General features: G+C 67.3%; 16 protein-coding genes and 1 tRNA gene. 12 read left to right on the forward strand and 5 right to left on the reverse strand.

The features are described from left to right. The first annotated feature begins 47 nt into the window (after nt 1-47). The 5 genes from GFD32_RS03690 to GFD32_RS03710 all read left to right on the forward strand — a co-directional run bounded on the left by GFD32_RS03690 (nt 48) and on the right by GFD32_RS03710 (nt 4,292). Nucleotides 48-515 carry a LexA family protein gene (locus GFD32_RS03690; RefSeq protein WP_163575223.1) on the forward strand — a complete coding sequence of 156 codons (468 nt, stop codon included), beginning with the start codon at nt 48-50 and terminating at the stop codon, nt 513-515. Then, nucleotides 512-1,789: a Y-family DNA polymerase gene (locus GFD32_RS03695; protein WP_163575224.1), complete on the forward strand. Its 1,278-nt coding sequence runs from the start codon at nt 512-514 to the stop codon at nt 1,787-1,789. The genes GFD32_RS03690 and GFD32_RS03695 overlap by 4 nt, the downstream gene beginning before the upstream one ends. Before the next feature lie 101 nt (nt 1,790-1,890). Continuing rightward, on the forward strand, nt 1,891-2,643 hold the full coding sequence (locus tag GFD32_RS03700) for an SDR family NAD(P)-dependent oxidoreductase (protein WP_163575225.1): 753 nt from the start codon (nt 1,891-1,893) through the stop codon (nt 2,641-2,643). Between the two features lie 105 nt (nt 2,644-2,748). Beyond that, nucleotides 2,749-3,621 (forward strand): bifunctional nuclease domain-containing protein, encoded by an 873-nt coding sequence (locus tag GFD32_RS03705; protein WP_163575226.1) that lies wholly within the window; start codon nt 2,749-2,751, stop codon nt 3,619-3,621. Between the two features lie 23 nt (nt 3,622-3,644). Then, a complete protein-coding gene (locus tag GFD32_RS03710; protein ID WP_163575227.1) occupies nt 3,645-4,292 on the forward strand; it encodes a metallophosphoesterase in 648 nt (215 codons plus the stop codon). A 98-nt stretch (nt 4,293-4,390) separates the two neighbouring features. On the opposite strand, the gene GFD32_RS03715 is transcribed toward GFD32_RS03710, so the two are convergent. Beyond that, nucleotides 4,391-4,466 (reverse strand) — tRNA-Thr (locus GFD32_RS03715). A 41-nt stretch (nt 4,467-4,507) separates the two neighbouring features. Then, a complete protein-coding gene (locus GFD32_RS03720; RefSeq protein WP_163575228.1) occupies nt 4,508-5,323 on the reverse strand; it encodes an acyl-CoA thioesterase in 816 nt (271 codons plus the stop codon). Nucleotides 5,324-5,390: 67 nt separating this feature from the next. Here GFD32_RS03720 and tadA point away from each other — a divergent pair, with 67 nt between their 5' ends. Continuing rightward, the gene (gene tadA / locus GFD32_RS03725) at nt 5,391-5,867 is read left to right on the forward strand and encodes a tRNA adenosine(34) deaminase TadA (RefSeq protein WP_163575229.1); all 477 of its coding nucleotides are present in this window, start codon (nt 5,391-5,393) and stop codon (nt 5,865-5,867) included. On the opposite strand, the gene GFD32_RS03730 is transcribed toward tadA, so the two are convergent. Further along, nucleotides 5,862-7,844 carry a GGDEF domain-containing protein gene (locus GFD32_RS03730; protein ID WP_163575230.1) on the reverse strand — a complete coding sequence of 661 codons (1,983 nt, stop codon included), beginning with the start codon at nt 7,842-7,844 and terminating at the stop codon, nt 5,862-5,864. The genes tadA and GFD32_RS03730 overlap by 6 nt on opposite strands. A 12-nt stretch (nt 7,845-7,856) precedes the next feature. Further along, on the reverse strand, nt 7,857-9,320 hold the full coding sequence (gene mltF, locus GFD32_RS03735) for a membrane-bound lytic murein transglycosylase MltF (RefSeq protein ID WP_163575231.1): 1,464 nt from the start codon (nt 9,318-9,320) through the stop codon (nt 7,857-7,859). A 156-nt stretch (nt 9,321-9,476) separates the two neighbouring features. Between mltF and purL the strand changes: the two genes are divergently transcribed. Next, the gene (gene purL, locus GFD32_RS03740; protein WP_163575232.1) at nt 9,477-13,424 is read left to right on the forward strand and encodes a phosphoribosylformylglycinamidine synthase; all 3,948 of its coding nucleotides are present in this window, start codon (nt 9,477-9,479) and stop codon (nt 13,422-13,424) included. A gap of 95 nt (nt 13,425-13,519) precedes the next feature. Here the strand turns inward: purL and GFD32_RS03745 are convergent, their stop codons facing one another. After that, nucleotides 13,520-14,035: a hypothetical protein gene (locus tag GFD32_RS03745; RefSeq protein WP_163575233.1), complete on the reverse strand. Its 516-nt coding sequence runs from the start codon at nt 14,033-14,035 to the stop codon at nt 13,520-13,522. 396 nt (nt 14,036-14,431) lie between these two features. On the opposite strand from GFD32_RS03745, the gene GFD32_RS03750 reads away from it, so the two are divergent. The 5 genes from GFD32_RS03750 to rluB all read left to right on the forward strand — a co-directional run bounded on the left by GFD32_RS03750 (nt 14,432) and on the right by rluB (nt 17,658). Further along, nucleotides 14,432-14,674 (forward strand): DUF4160 domain-containing protein, encoded by a 243-nt coding sequence (locus GFD32_RS03750; protein WP_163575234.1) that lies wholly within the window; start codon nt 14,432-14,434, stop codon nt 14,672-14,674. Continuing rightward, entirely contained in the window at nt 14,658-14,906 is a 249-nt protein-coding gene (locus tag GFD32_RS03755; RefSeq protein ID WP_163575235.1) for a DUF2442 domain-containing protein, read from the forward strand. Before GFD32_RS03750 ends, GFD32_RS03755 begins: the two co-directional genes overlap by 17 nt. 105 nt (nt 14,907-15,011) lie before the next feature. Further along, nucleotides 15,012-15,935, forward strand: a complete 924-nt coding sequence (locus GFD32_RS03760) for a segregation and condensation protein A (protein ID WP_407081067.1) — start codon at nt 15,012-15,014, stop codon at nt 15,933-15,935. After that, nucleotides 15,932-16,804, forward strand: a complete 873-nt coding sequence (gene scpB / locus GFD32_RS03765) for an SMC-Scp complex subunit ScpB (protein ID WP_163575236.1) — start codon at nt 15,932-15,934, stop codon at nt 16,802-16,804. Before GFD32_RS03760 ends, scpB begins: the two co-directional genes overlap by 4 nt. After that, a complete protein-coding gene (rluB, locus tag GFD32_RS03770; protein ID WP_163575237.1) occupies nt 16,801-17,658 on the forward strand; it encodes a 23S rRNA pseudouridine(2605) synthase RluB in 858 nt (285 codons plus the stop codon). The genes scpB and rluB overlap by 4 nt, the downstream gene beginning before the upstream one ends. The last annotated feature ends 42 nt before the right edge of the window (nt 17,659-17,700 follow it).

The raw sequence follows: 17,700 nt of genomic DNA on the forward strand, positions 1-17,700 counted from the left end.
AGGACGTCTCCTGAATACTGTATTTAAATACAGATTCAGGAGGCGTCATGTCATTCGTAGCCCGTTGCTCGCCGCGCATCGTGGCGTGCGCTGCCGTCGAATCGCACCACGGCGCTCAGCCACTGCTCGGCTGTCGAGTGCGAGCGGGTTTTCCCAGCCCGGCCGACGATCACCTGGATGTCGAACTCAACCTCCACGACCATGTGGTGCGCCGCCCGGCCTCCACCTACTTCGTGCGTGCCGAAGGCGACTCGATGCAGGGCGACGGCATTCACGACGGCGACCTCCTGGTGGTGGATCGCAGCCTCGAGCCCCTGCCGGGCCGGGTGGTGGTGATCGCCGTGGATGGCGAGCCCACCGTCAAGCGCCTGGCACGGGACGGCGAACGCCTCCTGCTGGTGGCCAGCAACCCGCGTTTCGCCCCCATTCCGCTGGCGGGGCGCGAGTGCCATGTATGGGGTGTGGTCACCCATGTGGTGCACGCCCTGCCGGCGCTGCCGGGAGGGCACGAATGATCGCCCTGGTCGATGCCAACAGCTTCTACGTCAGTTGCGAGCGCGTCTTCGATCCCTCCCTCGAGGGGCGGCCGGTGGGCGTGCTCTCCAACAACGACGGCTGCGTCGTCGCCCGCAGTGCCGAGCTCAAGGCACTGGGCGTGGCCATGGGGGCACCGTTGCATCTGTTGCCGCCGGCCATCCGACGGCGGGCGGCGCTGTTGTCCAGCAACTATGCACTGTACGGCGACATGTCGCGGCGTGTGAATGCGGTACTTGGCGAGTTCTCGCCGGACGTGGAGGTCTACTCCATCGACGAGAGCTTCGTCGGCCTGGACGGCTTCGACCCGGGCAGCCTGGAGGCATACTGCCAGCGCCTGCGTGAGACAGTGCGCCGCGATACCGGCATTCCCGTTGGCGTGGGCGTGGCGCCCACCCGCGTGCTCGCCAAGGTGGCCAATCGGGCGGCCAAGGCAGTGCCTGCCTACGAGGGCGTGTGCCGGTTGGAAGCCGATGCCCCAGCCACCCGAGCACTGCTCATGCAACTGCCGGCCACCGAGCTATGGGGCGTGGCGCGGCGCACCGGCGAACGGCTGGCGTTGATGGGCATCCACACCGCCTGGCAGCTGCGCGAGGCCGACCCGCAGCGGATACGCCGCGACTTCTCGGTGGTGCTCGAGCGCATCGTCTGGGAGCTGCGCGGCCGTGCGGCCATCGAGCTCGAGGATCTGGCCGAGTCGCGCCAGCGTCTCATGGTATCGCGCTCCTTCGGCCGCCTGACCGGCGAGTATGACGAACTCGCCGCGGCGTTGCGCCAGCACGGCGCCCGTGCCGCCGAGAAGCTGCGTGGCCAAGGCAGTCTCGCTCGAGCGGTGATGGTCTTCTTGCGCACCAATCCGCACCAGGTCCACGAGCCCCAGTACGGCAATCGCCTGGTGGTGCCTCTGGCCCGTGCCAGCGACGACACCCACGAGCTGCTGGCAGTGGTTCGCCGTGCCCTGGCGGCCTTGTATCGCCAGGGCTATCGCTACCAGAAGTGCGGCGTGGCGCTGCTCGACCTGGTCGACCGTGAGCGCCGCCAGCTCTCGCTGCTCGAGGCGGCGCACGATGCAACGCAGAAACAGCGCAGCATGCGCCTGATGGCGGTGGTGGATCGGCTCAATCGCGAAATGGGGCGGGACACCGTGCGTTTCGGTCTACCCTGCGAGAACAGCGCCTGGCAGCTGCGTTGCGAGCGGCTCAGTTCGCGCTACACCACGCGCTGGAACGAACTGATGAAGGTCAAGACGGGGTGAAAAGGCTTTGATGCGTCAGGGTAGGAAGCTCTGCACGAAGCCGTCTGACAGCTACACTGAAGCCCACCATCCAAGTTTCCGGTATTGCGAGGAGAGCGGTCATGCGAGTGGAAGGCAAAGTCATCATCATTACCGGAGGCGCCAGCGGTATCGGTCTGGCCAGCGCGCAGCGTTGTCTGGCGGAAGGAGCGCGGGTGGTCATCGCCGACATCGAGGATAGCGTCGGGGCCGAGCGGGCCTCTGAGCTCGACGTGCGATACCCGGGCCGCTGCCGTTTCGAGCCCTGCGATGTCACCGAGACCGCTCAGGTGGATCGTCTCTTCGAAGAGACCGTGACGGCATTCGGCAGGGTCGATGCCGTCTTCAACAATGCCGGAATCGGCGGTATCGCCCCCACCGATGAGGTGAGCGACGAAGAGTACCTCGAGGTCATCGACATCAATCTCAACGGCGTCTTCCGGGTGGCCCGGGCGGCGTTGCGGGTGATGTATCGCCAAGGGCAGGGCAGCATCGTCAACTGCGCTTCCATCCTCGGCGTGTTCGGTCAGTCGCAGACGGCAGCCTACACCGCGGCCAAGGGCGGCGTGGTCAACCTGACTCGCACGCTGGCCATCGAGGCGGCACCCAAGGGAGTGCGGGTCAATGCCATCGGTCCGGGCTATATCGATACACCGCTGCTCGAGGCACTGGACGACGAACTGCTCCAGGGGCTGATCGACCTGCATCCCCTGGGTCGTCTGGGGCGCCCCGAGGAAGTGGCCAGTGCTTTTCTGTTCCTGGCCAGCGACGAGGCGAGTTTTGTCACTGGCGCCCATCTGATGGTCGACGGCGGCTTCACGGCTGGCAAGTCGTGAAGCCGTGCCGTCGGTGAATGGCGGGAGCCGGCGTCGGCTGCCATCCTGAAGGAACCCAAGCGCGTGCAGCGGCAGGTGCGATCCGTCGCTGCCAAGGAGGTTCCCATGCCATGGCGTTGGAGATCGCGGCTGTCCCAGGGTGTCATCTGGCTGGGCGTGGCGATGCTGACGATGAGCGGCACGCTGGCGGCTCGCGATCTTGCCGTCGACCCCGAGACGATGGTCGAGGTGGAGGTCGCCACGGTGGGCGTGGCCGGGATGAGCGGCCTACCCGTGGTTCTGCTGCGCGAGCCCGGGGCCCGCGAAGTGGTGCCCATCTTCATCGGTCCCAATGAGGCAGGTGCCATCCTGCGCAGCCTCCACGGCGAACGCGCGAGTCGCCCCCGCACTCATGAACTGCTGGGCGACGTGCTGGCCGGCCTCGATGCCAGCCTGGAGCGCGTCTATGTCGACGCCATCGAGGACAGCACCTTCTTCGGCATGCTCGAACTTCGCCTGGAAGACCGCAGTGAGCCGGTGCGCATCGACAGTCGTCCCAGCGATGCCATTGCCGTGGCGTTGAATACCGGCGCTTCCATTCATGTGGCGCCGCAGGTGCTGGAGGCAGCCCGAGAGATCGAATATCGGGGGCTGGAGGATCAGGTGGTGGCAGCCTTGGGCATCACGGTGACGCCGCTCGACGAGGAGCTTCGCGCCGCGCTGGAACTGCCCGACGACGAAGGCGTGCTGGTCAGCGAGGCCCAAGGAGAAGCGGCTGAAGCCGGCCTGGCCCCCGGAGCACTGCTGCTCGAGGTCAACGGTGAGGTGCCCACCACGCCGATGCACTTTCTCGAACTGGTACGTGGCACGTCGCGCGGCGAGAAGGCCCAGTTGCGCTACTGGCAAAAAGGCGAGGAGCACGAACTGGAGCTCTCCACTGACGTGCCCGAGCCGCGGCGGCGTCCCGGCGGCCAACCGTCGAGCGGGTTGCGTACCTGAGCGGTGGGCTGCAAGGAGCCGCGATGATCCAACACCATGCCCAGAACCGTCACGGTCGGGATTTCGTCGTCGGCGACATCCACGGCGAATACCGGCTGCTCGATGAAGCGCTGCACCGGGTCGACTTCCAAGTCTCGCGAGACCGGCTCTTTTCGGTGGGCGATCTGATCGACCGGGGCCCGGACTCCTTCGCCTGCCTGTCGCTGGCGCTGGAGCCGTGGTTCTTCGGGGTGCGCGGCAATCATGAAGCGCTTGCGCAGGCGGCTATTGATGGCGGCGACTGGGGCGCGTGGCTGATGAACGGGGGCACTTGGGTGCGTGACCACGACCTGGATGCGGTGCGTCGGCGGCTCGATTCAGCTCTGGTGCGGCTGCCCTACGTGCGGGAGGTGGTCGTTGCCGGCCAGCGCCTCGGCATCGTGCACGCTGAGCCGCCACCGGACTGGGCGCAGATCGAGACGGCCGACGAAGCGCTGATGCATCAACTGGTGTGGGGCCGCCGCCGCATTGCCGGCCAGGATGCGACGCCGGTAACCGGGGTCGATGCGGTGGCGGTGGGGCACACCATCGTCCCCCAGCCGGTGCGGCTGGGGAACGTGCACTACCTCGATACCGGCGCCTTCGACACCGGCCGGCTGACGCTGCTGGAAGCCCAGGAATTGCTCGGATGATTCCCATGAGCCCGGTCGGCGAATACCGAAGCGCGTTGCCGGAGCCATGACGCGAAACCGCCACCCGGGCTTGGCCCAGGGTGGCGGTTGACGCTCGTTGGTGCCGCAAAGTGGACTCGAACCACCGACCTACGCATTACGAATGCGTTGCTCTACCAACTGAGCTATTGCGGCAATGGCGGCATGATAGCGCCGCCGTGGCGGCGCTGCCAAGTTCACTCACGCATTCGCGTCAGCCCTTCCTGAGAGGTCGAGGCGACCAGCCGGCCCTGGCGGTCGTACAGGCTGCCGCGGGCGAAGCCGCGTGCGCCGCCGGCCCAGGGGCTGTCCATGTCGTAGAGCAGCCACTCGTCGATGCGCACGTCGCGATGGAACCACAGTGCATGATCGAGACTGGCGATCTGCAGCCGCGGGTCGCGGAAGGTGACGCCATGGGGCACCAGCGCCGTGGTCAGCAGATTGAAGTCCGAGCTGTAGGCGAGCAGGTAGCGATGCAACGCCGGGTCGTCGGGCAGCTCGCCGGTGAGCCGGAACCACAGCCGCTTGCGCGCCGGCTGGCCGGGTTCGGCCTCGTCGCCCAGGTGCAGAAACTCGATGGGGTGGCCGGGGAAGCGTTCCAGGCGCGCCTCGGCGGCATCGCTCAAGTCCTCCGGCAGTGCCACGTCGGGCATGGCGGTCTGGTGCTCGAGGCTCGTTTCCTCGCCGTGGAAGGAGGCGCTGCAGAAGAAGATCGGGCGCCCCTTCTGGATGGCGGTGACCCGGCGGGTGGTGAAGCTGCCGCCGTCGCGCACCGCATCGACCTGATAGACTACCGGGCGGTGTGGGTCGCCGGGGCGCAGGAAGTAGCCGTGCAGCGAATGGGCGCGGCGCGTCGGGGCCACCGTATGGGTGGCGGCGGAGAGCGCCTGGCCGAGTACCTGGCCGCCGAACAGCTGGGGCAGGCCGAGATCCTGGCTGGCGCCACGAAACAGGTTCTCCTCCAGCTCCTCGAGGCCGAGCAGGGCGACGAGCGCATCAAGGGCGTCGGACATGGACGGCTCCTCAGGGGGTTATCATACGGTTGTTTCAAGACTTTCAGGATACACGGAGTCGGCGTCGATGCGCAGCGACGAATTCTACATGCACCGCGCGCTGGACCAGGCCCACCAGGCTCTGGCGGCCGGAGAGGTGCCGGTGGGAGCGGTGGTGGTGGACGACCGCGGCGAGATAGTGGGTGCCGGCTACAATGCGCCGGTGTCGAGTCACGACCCCAGCGGCCATGCCGAGATACGGGCGCTGCGCGATGCCGGCCAGCGGCTGGGCAACTACCGCCTGGACGGCTGCATCCTCTACGTGACCCTGGAGCCGTGCCTGATGTGCACCGGCGCGATCATCCATGCGCGACTGGCCCGCGTGGTCTACGGTGCCGCCGAGCCGCGCACCGGGATGGTCGAATCGAAGGCCAATCTGTTCGCTCAGCCGTGGCACAACCACCGGGTGACGGTCGAGGGAGGCGTGCTGGCCGGCCGTGCGGCGCGGCTGATCAAGACCTTCTTCGCGGCGCGGCGCGACGGCTCGACGCCGGATGCCTCATGACGGCGACGAAAGGTCGAGCGGCCGGGCGGTGCGAACGCAGTTGCGCCCTTCGTGCTTGGCACGGTACAGGGCGTCGTCGGCCGCCTGCATCAGTACGGCGACATCCAGCGGGCCGGCAACGAGGGTCACCACGCCGATGCTCACCGTCAGCGCGCTGCCGTCGTGGTGGTGCAGGTCGGCCTGCTCGAGTCTGCGGCGAATGACTTCGGCGATCGCCTCGGCCTCCTCGAGCGGGACGCCCGGCAGGCAGGCCACGAACTCCTCCCCGCCGTAGCGCGAAAAGAGGCCCTCATGGGGCGCCACCGCGGCCTGGCCGATCTGCCCGAGCCGATTCAGGAAGCGGTCGCCGACCAGATGGCCATGGTGGTCGTTGATGCGCTTGAAGTGGTCGATGTCGCAGATCAGCACGCTGAGCGGCCGGCTATCGGCATGGGCCCCCAGGGTCTCCATGAACAGCCGCCGGTTGGGTAGCTGGGTCAGCTCGTCGTGACGGGCCAGCCATTCGACTTCGCGCTGCAGCTGGGTACGCGTGCGAATCTCCCGGCGCAGGTCGCTGTTGGCCACGTGAACGCGACGGTGCTGGCGCTCCAGGGTGCCGTAGGTATACAGCACCAGGTAGAGCAGAATCGCCAGGGTCAGGCCGACGATGAGGCTGACGGTGGGATAGCGGGTTTGCCGTGCCAGCAGGCTGGCCTGGCTGGGCTGCATGGTCAGGGTCAGCGGCCGGTCGGCGATGTCCAGTTGGGTGGTGTATTGCCAGGGCCCCAGCAGGGCGTCGGGCCCGCGCCGGGCGAGGACCTGGCCGCCGGTTTGCAGCGTGAAACGGGCCTGCCGGACGTCCACGCTTTCGAAGAGGGTTTCGGCCAGCCTCGGCAGGCTCATGGCCATGGCGACGGCGCCCAGGGTGCGCCGTTCGGCACCGACGACGATGGGCAGATAGTGAATGATGCCGGGCTCGCCCTGCAGCAGTTCGATCACCTCGGTGCGTCCGGCGCGCTGGTGTTCCAGCGCCTGACTGACGGCGGCCCGACCGGCCGGCTGGGCGTCGTAGAGCCGGGCCCCGAGGGCGCGCTGGTTGAGGCCATTGGGTGGGTGTACGCGCAGGATGCGGCTGTCGGGATCCACGAAGGCAATGTTGAGGATGTAGCGGAAGTCGCGATGGTAGGGCGCCGCCTGGTTGGCCCAGTCGAGGCGACCGGGCAACTGGTCGAAGAGCGTCCAGATGTTGGCGAAACGTTCCATGGCGTCCAGATGGGCGTCGATGTCACGGGTCAACTGCTCGGCCAGGGCCTGTCCCTCCGCTTGAACCTCGGCGTGCAGCGTTCTGTCCGTGGCGCTCTTCTGTTGATGCCAGAACAGCAGAGTGAGGCTCGCCAGGACCAGGGAGGGCCACAGCGAGCGGCGCAGCGTGAGGTCGCTGGGCCGCCAGTGCGACAACGCGCCGAGGAGCTGCCCTCCCAGCAGCAACCAGAGCATCGACTGGTGGTTCAGGTCCCCCGCATAGCGCAGCAGGTGCATGTCGTCGGGCGCATAGTGTTCGCCCAGCTGGATGGCCAGCAGCATGGCGGCGCTGCCCAGCAGCAAAGGCCCGCCCAGGGCGGCGCGGGCATGCGTGAGTATGCCGGTGGCCTGAAGCGACAGGGTGAGGGTGACCAGCAGGGCCGGGCGCCAGGCCTCGAGGCTCAGCTCGGGAGCGAGCCAATCGCTAAGACGATTCCACGCGCGCAGCGAAATCCAGTGCTCCGGCAGCATGTAGCTGAGCAGGATGACCGCCAGGACCGTCATGACAACGGCGGCCAGCACCTGGCCGATGAGGCGCCAGCGCAGCATCAGCAGCAGTTGCGCCGCGGCCACGCTGGCGATGAGAAGTGGCTGGACGAGGGCATGGGCCGGAGCGAGCCGGGTTACCGCTTGCACCATGGCCAGCAGAGCCAAGAGCAATGCCGCGCTGGTCAAGAGAAACGCAAAACGGCGCATGGCGGAGACCTTTTACAAAATGGGCGGTACGCTCTCGAACTTGCTGACGCTGTCGCCATCTTCCGGTATGCCGTCGAGCTGCAGAAACTGTTGCTGGTTGCGGTCCACGTAGTTGAGGATCTCGTAGTAGCGACGGATGTTGCGCACGTAGATCACCGGCTCGCCGCCGCGCGCATAGCCGTGCCGGGTCTGGCTGTGCCATTCGCGCTGCTGCAGCAGCGGCAGGGCTTCACGCACGTGGGGCCAACGGTCGGGGTCGCCACCGCGCATCTCGGCGATTTGGCGAGCGTCGTAGAGATGCCCGAGCCCCACGTTGTAGGCAGCCATGGCCATGAACAGTCGGTCTTCTCCTGTTATCGACTCGGGCAGGCGGGACTTTAGGGACCGCAGATAGCGGGCGCCGCCATCGATGCTTTGGGCCGGGTCGAGACGATCGTCCACCTCCATTTCGCCCGCCGTGGGCAGGGTCAGCATCATCAGTCCGCGCACGCCGGTCGGCGAGGTGGCCTCCGGATCCCAGTGCGATTCTTGATAGCCCAGGGCGGCCAGCAGTTTCCAGTCGAAGCCGGTGTCGCGAGCGGCCTCGCGGAACAGGGCTTCGTAGTCGGGTAGCCGCTCGCGCGCGTGCTGGATGAAGGTGCGTGCGCCAACGTACTCCAGATAGTCGTCGTGGCCGAAATGGCGGTTCACCAGCGAGTCCAGGGTGCCCTCGGCGCGCATCTTGCTCAAAAAGCGATTGGCTTCCTGCTGCAGCGCCAGGCCCCCGCGTGCGGGAAAGGCCCAGGCCATCGAGAGCGGAGAGCCCAGAGTGAAGCCGTCTTCCACGCCGGGGAAGAAGAGGCGGTTGATGCGAAACTGGTGCTCGTAGACCACGGCGGCGTCCAGATTGCCGCTCTCCACCTGGCTGAGCAGCTCGGCGACCTCCACGTCGTCGGATTCCCACCAGCTCAGGTCGGGGTGCTCGGTCTGCAGTTCGCGCAGCACCCGGTCGGCGCCGGAGCCGCGAATGGTGCCGATCTCGAGGCCGTCGAGCTCATCGAATCCGGTCACCGGGGGCAGGCCGCGGCGATAGACCAGCAAGGGCTGCAGGTCGAAGATGGCCTGGCTGAAGATCACCCCTTCGCGATCGAGATCGAGGGGTAGCGCGGCAGCGCCCAGATCGCCCTCGTTGCGAACCGTTTCGAACACGCTGTCGATATGGTGGCTGGCGTCCAGGTCCAGGCTGACGCCGAGGTGATCGGCGAAGCGTCGCACCAGATCGTATTCGAAGCCGGTGGGACCGTGGCGGCCCTCGTAGTAGGTGGTGGGGGTGTTGCGGGTGTGCACGCTGAGGAAATCGCGCGCCAGCACCGCCTCCAGCAGCCCATCGGAAGGCGGCGCGGGGCGGTATGGAATCAGGCACAGCGCGGCCGACGCCAGCAAAACGATGGCGCGGCGCAGGCGGCCCGGCGTGAAACGGCTCGAGAATCCAGGCATGCAGGCGATGTTCGGCGATGAGAGCCTCACCTTAACGGCCCCCGCGGCGGCTGTCATCTGCCGCATTTCGCGTGCCCCTCGCTTTCCAGTATCATGTCGCCTCTGTCAGCCGTTCGCGGCGCCCCCTTCCTTCGCTTGCTTCAGAGGCTTCAAGACATGCTCGAACTTCGAGGCGCGCCCGCCCTTTCCGCCTTTCGTCACGCCAAGCTATTGGCTGCCCTGCGCGCGCGAGTTCCCGAGGTTGAGTCGCTCCATGCCGAGTACGTGCACTTCGTGGACCACGACGGCGAGCTGTCGGCCGATGCCCGGCGTCTGCTCGACCAACTGCTCGACTACGGGGCTCACCCGTCACATTCCGCCAGCGAGGCCCGGCCGCGGGAGGGGCAACTGCTGCTGGTGGTGCCGCGCATCGGCACCCAGTCGCCGTGGTCGTCCAAGGCCACCGACATCGCGCATGGCTGCGGCCTTTCCGCGGTGCGACGCATCGAGCGCGGCATCGCCTACCGGGTGGCCCTCAAGGCACCGATGTCCGAAGCGGCCTTCACGGCCATTGTCGCCACCCTGCACGACCGCATGACCGAATCGGTGCTCACCGATGCCAGCGATGCGGCCAAGCTCTTCGCCCACCACCAGCCGGCCCCGCTGGGCCAGGTTAACGTGCTCGAAGGCGGGCGCGAAGCGCTCGAAACGGCCAACGGCGAGCTGGGCCTGGCGCTGGCCGACGACGAAATCGACTACCTGGTGAGCGCTTTCCGGGAGCTTGGCCGCAACCCCAGCGACGTCGAACTGATGATGTTCGCCCAGGCCAACTCCGAACACTGCCGGCACAAGATCTTCAACGCCGACTGGCGCATCGACGGCGAAGCCCAGCCGCATTCGCTGTTCGCGATGATCAAGAACACCTACCAGCAGTCGCCCGGCGACATCCTCTCCGCTTACAGCGACAACGCCGCGGTGATCGAAGGCACCGAGGCGCCGCGCTTCTTCCCGGCACCGCTCACCGGCCGGGAAGGCGAGCGGGCCAGCTACGCCGCCCGGCACGAGCCGATTCCCATCCTGATGAAGGTGGAGACCCACAATCACCCCACCGCCATCGCCCCGCATCCGGGCGCGGCCACCGGCGCCGGCGGCGAGATCCGCGACGAAGGCGCCACCGGCATCGGCGGCAAGCCCAAGGCGGGGCTGACCGGCTTCACCGTCTCCAACCTGCGCATTCCCGAGTACGTGCAACCCTGGGAAGCCTTCGACTACGGCAAGCCCGAGCGCATCCAGTCGGCGCTCGAGATCATGCTCGAAGGCCCCATCGGCGGTGCCGCCTTCAACAACGAGTTCGGCCGCCCCAACCTCGCCGGCTATTTCCGCACCTACGAGCAGGACGCCCTGGGGGCGGAGGGCATCGAGCGGCGCGGCTACCACAAGCCGATCATGCTCGCCGGCGGCTACGGCAACATCCGCGCGGGGCACGTCCAGAAAGGCGAGATACCCGTCGGCGGCAAGCTGATCGTGATGGGCGGCCCGGCGATGCTGATCGGTCTCGGCGGCGGCGCGGCCTCCTCCATGGCGTCCGGGGCCTCGAGCGCCGATCTCGACTTCGCCTCGGTGCAGCGCGACAACCCCGAACTCGAGCGCCGCGCCCAGGAAGTCATCGACCGCTGCTGGGCGCTGGGCGAGGCCAACCCCATCCGCTTCATTCACGACGTCGGCGCCGGCGGGCTCTCCAACGCCCTGCCCGAGCTGGTCAAGGATGGCGGCCGCGGCGGCCGCTTCGAACTGCGCGACGTGCCCAATGCCGAACCGGGCATGAGCCCGCTGGAGATCTGGTGCAACGAGGCCCAGGAGCGCTACGTGCTGGCGGTAGCGCCGGAAGATCTCGCCACCTTCGAGGCGCTGTGCGCGCGCGAGCGCTGCCCCTACGCCGTGGTCGGCGAGGCCATCGAGGCCCACCGGCTCAGCGTGCACGACGGGCACTTCGACAGCACGCCGGTGGACCTGCCGATGAGCGTACTGTTCGGCAAGCCGCCCAAGATGACCCGCGAATTCTCCCGCGAGGAGCGTCTGCTGCCCGGCGTGATGCTCGACAACCTCGATCTGCGCGAGGCCATGGAGCGGGTGCTGCGCCTGCCCGCCGTGGCCTCCAAGAGCTTTCTGATCACCATCGGCGACCGCTCCATCACCGGCATGGTGGCCCGCGACCAGATGGTCGGCCCCTGGCAGGTACCGGTGGCCGACGTCGCGGTGACCACGGCCAGCTTCGACACCCACGCCGGCGAAGCCATGGCCATGGGCGAGCGGCCACCGGTGGCGCTGATCGACCCCGCCGCCAGCGCCCGCCTGGCCGTGGCCGAAGCGATCACCAACCTGGCCGCCGCCCCCATCGCCAAGCTCGGCGACATCAAGCTCTCCGCCAACTGGATGAGCGCCGCCGATCACCCCGGCGAGAACCAGGCGCTGTTCGATGCCGTACATGCCGTGGGCATGGAACTCTGCCCCCGGCTGGGCATCGCCATTCCGGTGGGCAAGGACTCCATGTCCATGCGCACCGCCTGGCAAGCGGAAAACGACAAGGGCGAGAGCGAGGAGAAGAGCGTCACCTCGCCGCTCACCCTCGCCGTCACCGGCTTCGCGCCGGTCACCGACGCGCTGAAGACTCTGACCCCGCAGATCAATCTGGAGCAGGACGAATCCGACCTGCTGCTCATCGACCTGGGCGGCGGCCAGAACCGCCTGGGCGGCTCGGCGCTGGCTCAGGTCTACGGCCAAGTGGGCGATGTCTGCCCCGACCTCGACGACCCCGAAGACCTTCAGGCCTTCTTCGCCGTCATCCAGGGGCTCAACGCCGAAGGCAAGCTGCTCGCCTACCACGACCGCAGCGACGGCGGCCTGCTGGTCACCCTGCTGGAAATGGCCTTCGCCGCCCACGCCGGTCTCGAGATCAAGCTCGACTGGCTGATCGACGAGCCGGTCGAAGCGGTGGACGCGCTGTTCGCCGAAGAGCTCGGCGCGGTGATCCAGGTGAACCGCCAGCACACCGAAGCGGTGCTGGCGCAGTTCGCCGCCGCCGGCATCGAAACCTGCGGCGTCATCGCCCGCCCGCGCTACGACGACCAGGTGCGCGTCACCCTCTTCGAGGAGCCGCTGCTCGAGACCACGCGGCTGCTCACCCAGCGCACCTGGGCCGAGACCAGCTACCGCCTGCAGGCGCTGCGCGACAATCCCGACTGCGCCAAGAGCGAATTCGACGGCCTGCTCGACGACCGCGACCCGGGGCTTTCCGCGCAGCCCACCTTCGATGTCGACGAGGACATCGCCGCGCCCTATCTCAATCGGACCCGCCCGGCGGTGGCGGTGCTGCGCGAGCAGGGCGTCAACGGCCAGGTGGAAATGGCCTGGGCTTTCGATCGTGCCGGCTTCGAGGCCATCGACGTGCACATGAGCGACATCCTGGAAGGCCGCGTGACGCTGACCGAATTCCAGGGGCTGGCGGCCTGCGGCGGCTTCTCCTACGGCGACGTGCTGGGCGCCGGGGGCGGCTGGGCCAAGTCGGTGCTGTTCAACGCGCGTGCCCGCGAGCAGTTCGCCGCCTTCTTCGACCGCGACGACAGCTTCGCGCTGGGCGTGTGCAACGGCTGCCAGATGCTCGCCCAGCTCAAGGACCTGATCCCCGGTGCCGAGGCCTGGCCGCGCTTCGTGCGCAACGAGTCGGAACAGTTCGAGGCCCGGACGGCCATGGTGCAGGTAGAGAAGAGCCCATCGATCCTGCTGGCCGGCATGCAAGGCTCGCGCCTGCCCATCGCCGTGGCGCATGGCGAAGGGCGCGCCGAATTCCGCGACAGCGCTCATCTGCGGCGCATGCAGGGCGGCGGCCAGGTGGCCCTGCGCTACGTCGACAACCATGGCCAGGTCACCACCCGCTACCCGGCCAACCCCAACGGCTCGCCCTCCGGCATCACCGGCCTGACCACCCCCGACGGCCGGGTCACCATCATGATGCCGCACCCCGAGCGCGTGGTGCGCGCCGTCACCAACTCCTGGCGCCCGGCCGAGTGGACCACGGACGGCGCCTGGCTGCGCCTGTTCCGCAATGCGCGGGTGTGGGTCGGCTGAGCTTGGCTGGCGTCACTGGTGGCAGGCATTCTGCCGGGCCCGTCACGGGCAGCGCTGTGCTGCCCGTGGCGCCGGCAGGTCGCCCGCTCGACCGTTCAGCCGACCGAAGCGCGATAGCGCAGGTCGTCGCTGGAACTCAGGTATTCCTGTAGTACGTCGCACTCGACGCGTTTCTGCTTGATGATGGCCGTCAGGGTCGGATGGAAAGCCGGAACGGCGCTGGCCATCTGCAGGTGTTCATAGAAGCGCCGCGAATAGTCGGCATCGGCCACTGCCTGATGCAGCGTGTCGATGGCCATGCCGTAGTGGCTGATGAAGCCGAAGGGAGAAGCGGCGTGGCGCGTCTCGACCGCCGGCCGTCGGTCGTTGCCGTCGAATGGCGTGGCTTCGGTTTCCTGCTGGCGTGCCGCATGGCGAAGCGTGTCCAGGCGCTTCTCGCATTCGATGCCCAGCGAGGCCATCAAGCGGCTGATGGCGGTATTGAAAGTGAGAAAGCCGAAGGCGAGTCGGCGGTAGCGCGCCAGCTCGCCGCCTTCATGGGCTTTGGCGAGGGCCAGCAGTTCATCGCATTGAAAGACCAGCCGGGCAGCTGTGGCAGATGGAGTCGGCATGGTGGCCTCCTGTCGAGTCGGAATTCGGTGTCGTCCCCCGCGGTAGAGGCGAATATTGACCCTTAGCGATGGCAATTTCATGACGTCGGTCAATTCGAAACGGCGTTTATCGGTTTGTACCAGACGATTGGTTGCCGGCGTATGAGACGGCTCGTGCGCGCCGAGGGATCATCGACAGACCGACGCGTAGCAGGCCTAAGTTAGTGTTAGGTAATGCCTGTAGCCAAGGTCGACATCCATCAATGTGGATAATTGACTGACCGGCTGTGGAACAGAAGGGGGCAGCCCCAGTTGGTACCAAGATGTCACCAGTGATCTGTGCGACAGTTGAGATTTGGAGCCGTTGCGGGATTTCGTGCGGTCAACCAAGCGAGGGGGTTACGACAGGGGAGAGTCATGCCAACCGTTCTGCGTCTGGATGGGTACAAATTTTTCTTCTACTCGGATGAGGGCGACCCGCGTGAACCACCACATATACACGTTTTCAAAGCGGGGGCAGAGGCCAAGTTTTGGCTCGTGCCGGAGGTGCAGCTGGCCCGCAACGATGGTTTCGATGCCAAATCGCTGCGTAAAATCACTACACTGGTCGTGAAACATCGCAAGACACTGGAGGAAGCCTGGTATGACTACTTCGCCTAAGCGCGTGACGTTCGATGCAGACAGCTTCTGGGTCGAACTGAGCGATGGCCGTATCATTGGGGTGCCGCTCGCGTGGTATCCACGTTTGTTGAATGCTACGCCGGAGCAGCTGCGCGATCATGAGCTCAGCCCTAGAGGGATTCATTGGGATGAGATCGACGAAGACGTGTCTGTCGAGGGTATCTTGGCGGGGCGTGGTGATATGACTCGCCATCGACAAGCCGTGGCGTAGCAGGCATCGAGCCGGGGTGGCTGGCTCGTGAGTCGGCGCTGTCTACCTTGCCGCCATCTTGCTAAACTGGCGCGTTGATCCTGCGTACCCGGAGAGGTCAGCCGCGTGAGCGCCACCCCCGATACCGCCAGCCCCGAGCATTCCACCGCAGCGACCCAGCAGGTCGAGGCGCTGGGGCGGCTGTTCGACGAGCCGATCACCCAGCTGCCCGACGATCTCTACATCCCGCCGGAAGCGCTCAAGGTGTTCCTCGAGGCGTTCGAGGGCCCGCTGGATCTGCTGCTCTACCTGATCCGCCGCCAGAACCTGGACATCCTGGCCATCGACGTGGCCGCCATCACCCACCAGTACATCGAGTACGTGGAGCTGATGAAGGCGATGGAGATCGAACTGGCCGGCGAGTATCTGCTGATGGCCGCGATGCTCGCCGAGATCAAGTCGCGCACCCTGCTGCCGCGGCCGCCCAAGGAGGGTGGCGACGACGAAGAAGACGACCCCCGCGCCGAGCTGATCCGCCGTCTCCAGGAGTACGAACAGCTGAAGAGCGCCGCCGAGGCGCTGGCCGAGCTGCCGCGCCTGGGCCGCGACTGGTTTCCGGCCCGCCCGGGCTTGCCGCCGCTGGAAGCGCGGGTCATCCACCCCGAGGTGGAGCTCGACGAGCTGCTCGGCGCACTGGCCGGCATTCTCAAGCGTGCCGAGCTCAACCAGGTGCACCATATCGCCCGCGAGGCGCTCTCCACCCGCGAGCGCATGCTGGGCATCATGGAGCGGCTCTCGCGGGAGCGTTTCACCCCCTTCGAGGCGCTGTTCACTCTGGAAGAGGGGCGTGCCGGGGTCATCGTCACCTTCATGGCGATTCTCGAGCTGGCCAAGGAAGCGATGATCGAAATCGTGCAGAATGCCCCGCTCTCGCCGATCCACGTTCGCGCGCGGCTGGATGAGCAGGAACCGCTGGAAGCGGTGGAAACGGAAGAGGGCGAAGCCGGCGAAAGCCCCTTCGCGGAAGACGAGGGAGAGGCGCCGGCATGACGGCCATGGAATATCCCGAAGCGCTGGACGAGATCGTCGAGGCGGCCCTGCTCGCCGCCGGCGAACCGCTCGGCCTCGACCGGCTCGAGACGCTGTTCGACGATCACGAGCGCCCGCCGCGCAGCGCCCTGCGCGAGGCCCTGTCGCGGCTCGCCACGCGCCACCAGCGCGGCGCCATGGAGCTGCTGGAAACGGCCTCGGGCTACCAGCTGCGCATTCGGCCGCGGCTCTCCGCCTGGGTGTCGCGGCTGTGGGAAGAGCGCCCCCAGCGCTACTCCCGCGCGCTGCTCGAGACCCTGGCGCTGATCGCCTATCGGCAGCCGGTCACCCGTGCCGACATCGAAGACGTGCGCGGCGTGTCGGTGAGCAGCTCGATCATGCGCACCCTGGCCGAGCGCGGCTGGATTCGCGTGGTCGGCCATCGCGACGTGCCCGGGCGCCCCGCGGTCTACGCCACCACGCGGGCCTTCCTCGACGACTTCGGCCTCAAGACCCTCGACGAACTGCCGCCGATGCACGAACTCAAGGGCCTCGACGACACCGACTACGAACGCGAAGAGGCACCGCCGCCGCCGCAGAGCGAACTGCTGGCCCAGGCCGACGAATCGCCGGAAGAGGCCGCGGAGACAGAGGCCGCCGGCGTGGCGCCGCAACATGACGAAACCCCGGAGGCGGCGGTCGATGCCGACGCCCCCACCGCAGCGGCCGACTCGGCCGATGCGGAACACGCCGAGACGGCGTCCGAACGGCCGAGACTCAGCTTCGCCGATCTCGAAGCGCGTCTGGCCGAACGTGCCCGCTCCAGCGTCGACGAAGACGGCGGAGCGGGGGCGGAATCCACCCCCGATGAGACACCCGACGACTCATGAGCACCACCACGGAAAAACTGCAGAAGGTTCTGGCCCGCGCCGGGCTGGGTTCGCGGCGCGAAATGGAAGCCGCCATCGCCGACGGCCGCGTCAAGGTCAACGGCAAGGTGGCCACCCTCGGCGACCGCATCGCCATGCACGACAAGGTCGCCCTCGACGAGCGCCCCGTGACCCTGCGCGGCGCCGAAGAGACGCCGCGCCGCGTGATCATGTACAACAAGCCCGAAGGCGAGCTGTGCACGCGCAAGGATCCGGAAGGGCGGCGCACCGTCTTCGACCGCCTGCCGCGCCTCAAGGGCGAGCGCTGGATCGCCATCGGCCGGCTCGACATCAACACCAGCGGCCTGCTGCTGTTCACCACCGACGGCGAGCTGGCCAACCGGCTGATGCACCCCTCCACCCAGGTCGAGCGCGAGTATGCCGTGCGCGTCATGGGCGAGGTCACCAAGGAGCAGGTAGTCGCCATGGTCGAGGGCGTCATGCTCGAGGACGGCCCGGCGCGCTTTACCGACGTTCAGGAATTCGGCGGCGAAGGCATCAACACCTGGTTCCACGTGGTCATCACCGAAGGGCGCAACCGCGAAGTGCGCCGCCTGTGGGAATCCCAGGGGTTGACGGTCAGCCGCCTCAAGCGGGTTCGCTACGGCAACGTCTTCCTCGACAAGCGCGCCAAGGCGGGCGAGTGGGTCGAGCTCTCCCAAGAGGAAGTCGACGACCTGGCGGCCGCCGCCGACCTGCCATCGCGCAAGGTGCCGGAACTCACGCCGGACGAGAAGAACCGCTGGAGCCGCGACAAGCACAAACGCAAGCCGGTACAAGCGATGCGCCAGCCCAAGGGTCGGAAAAGCCGCTGAGGGCTTCGACCAAGGGTAAAAAAGCGCTTGCCTTCACGGGGG

It is taken from the genome of Halomonas faecis, from assembly GCF_010993975.1.
Lineage (GTDB): Bacteria > Pseudomonadota > Gammaproteobacteria > Pseudomonadales > Halomonadaceae > Halomonas > Halomonas faecis.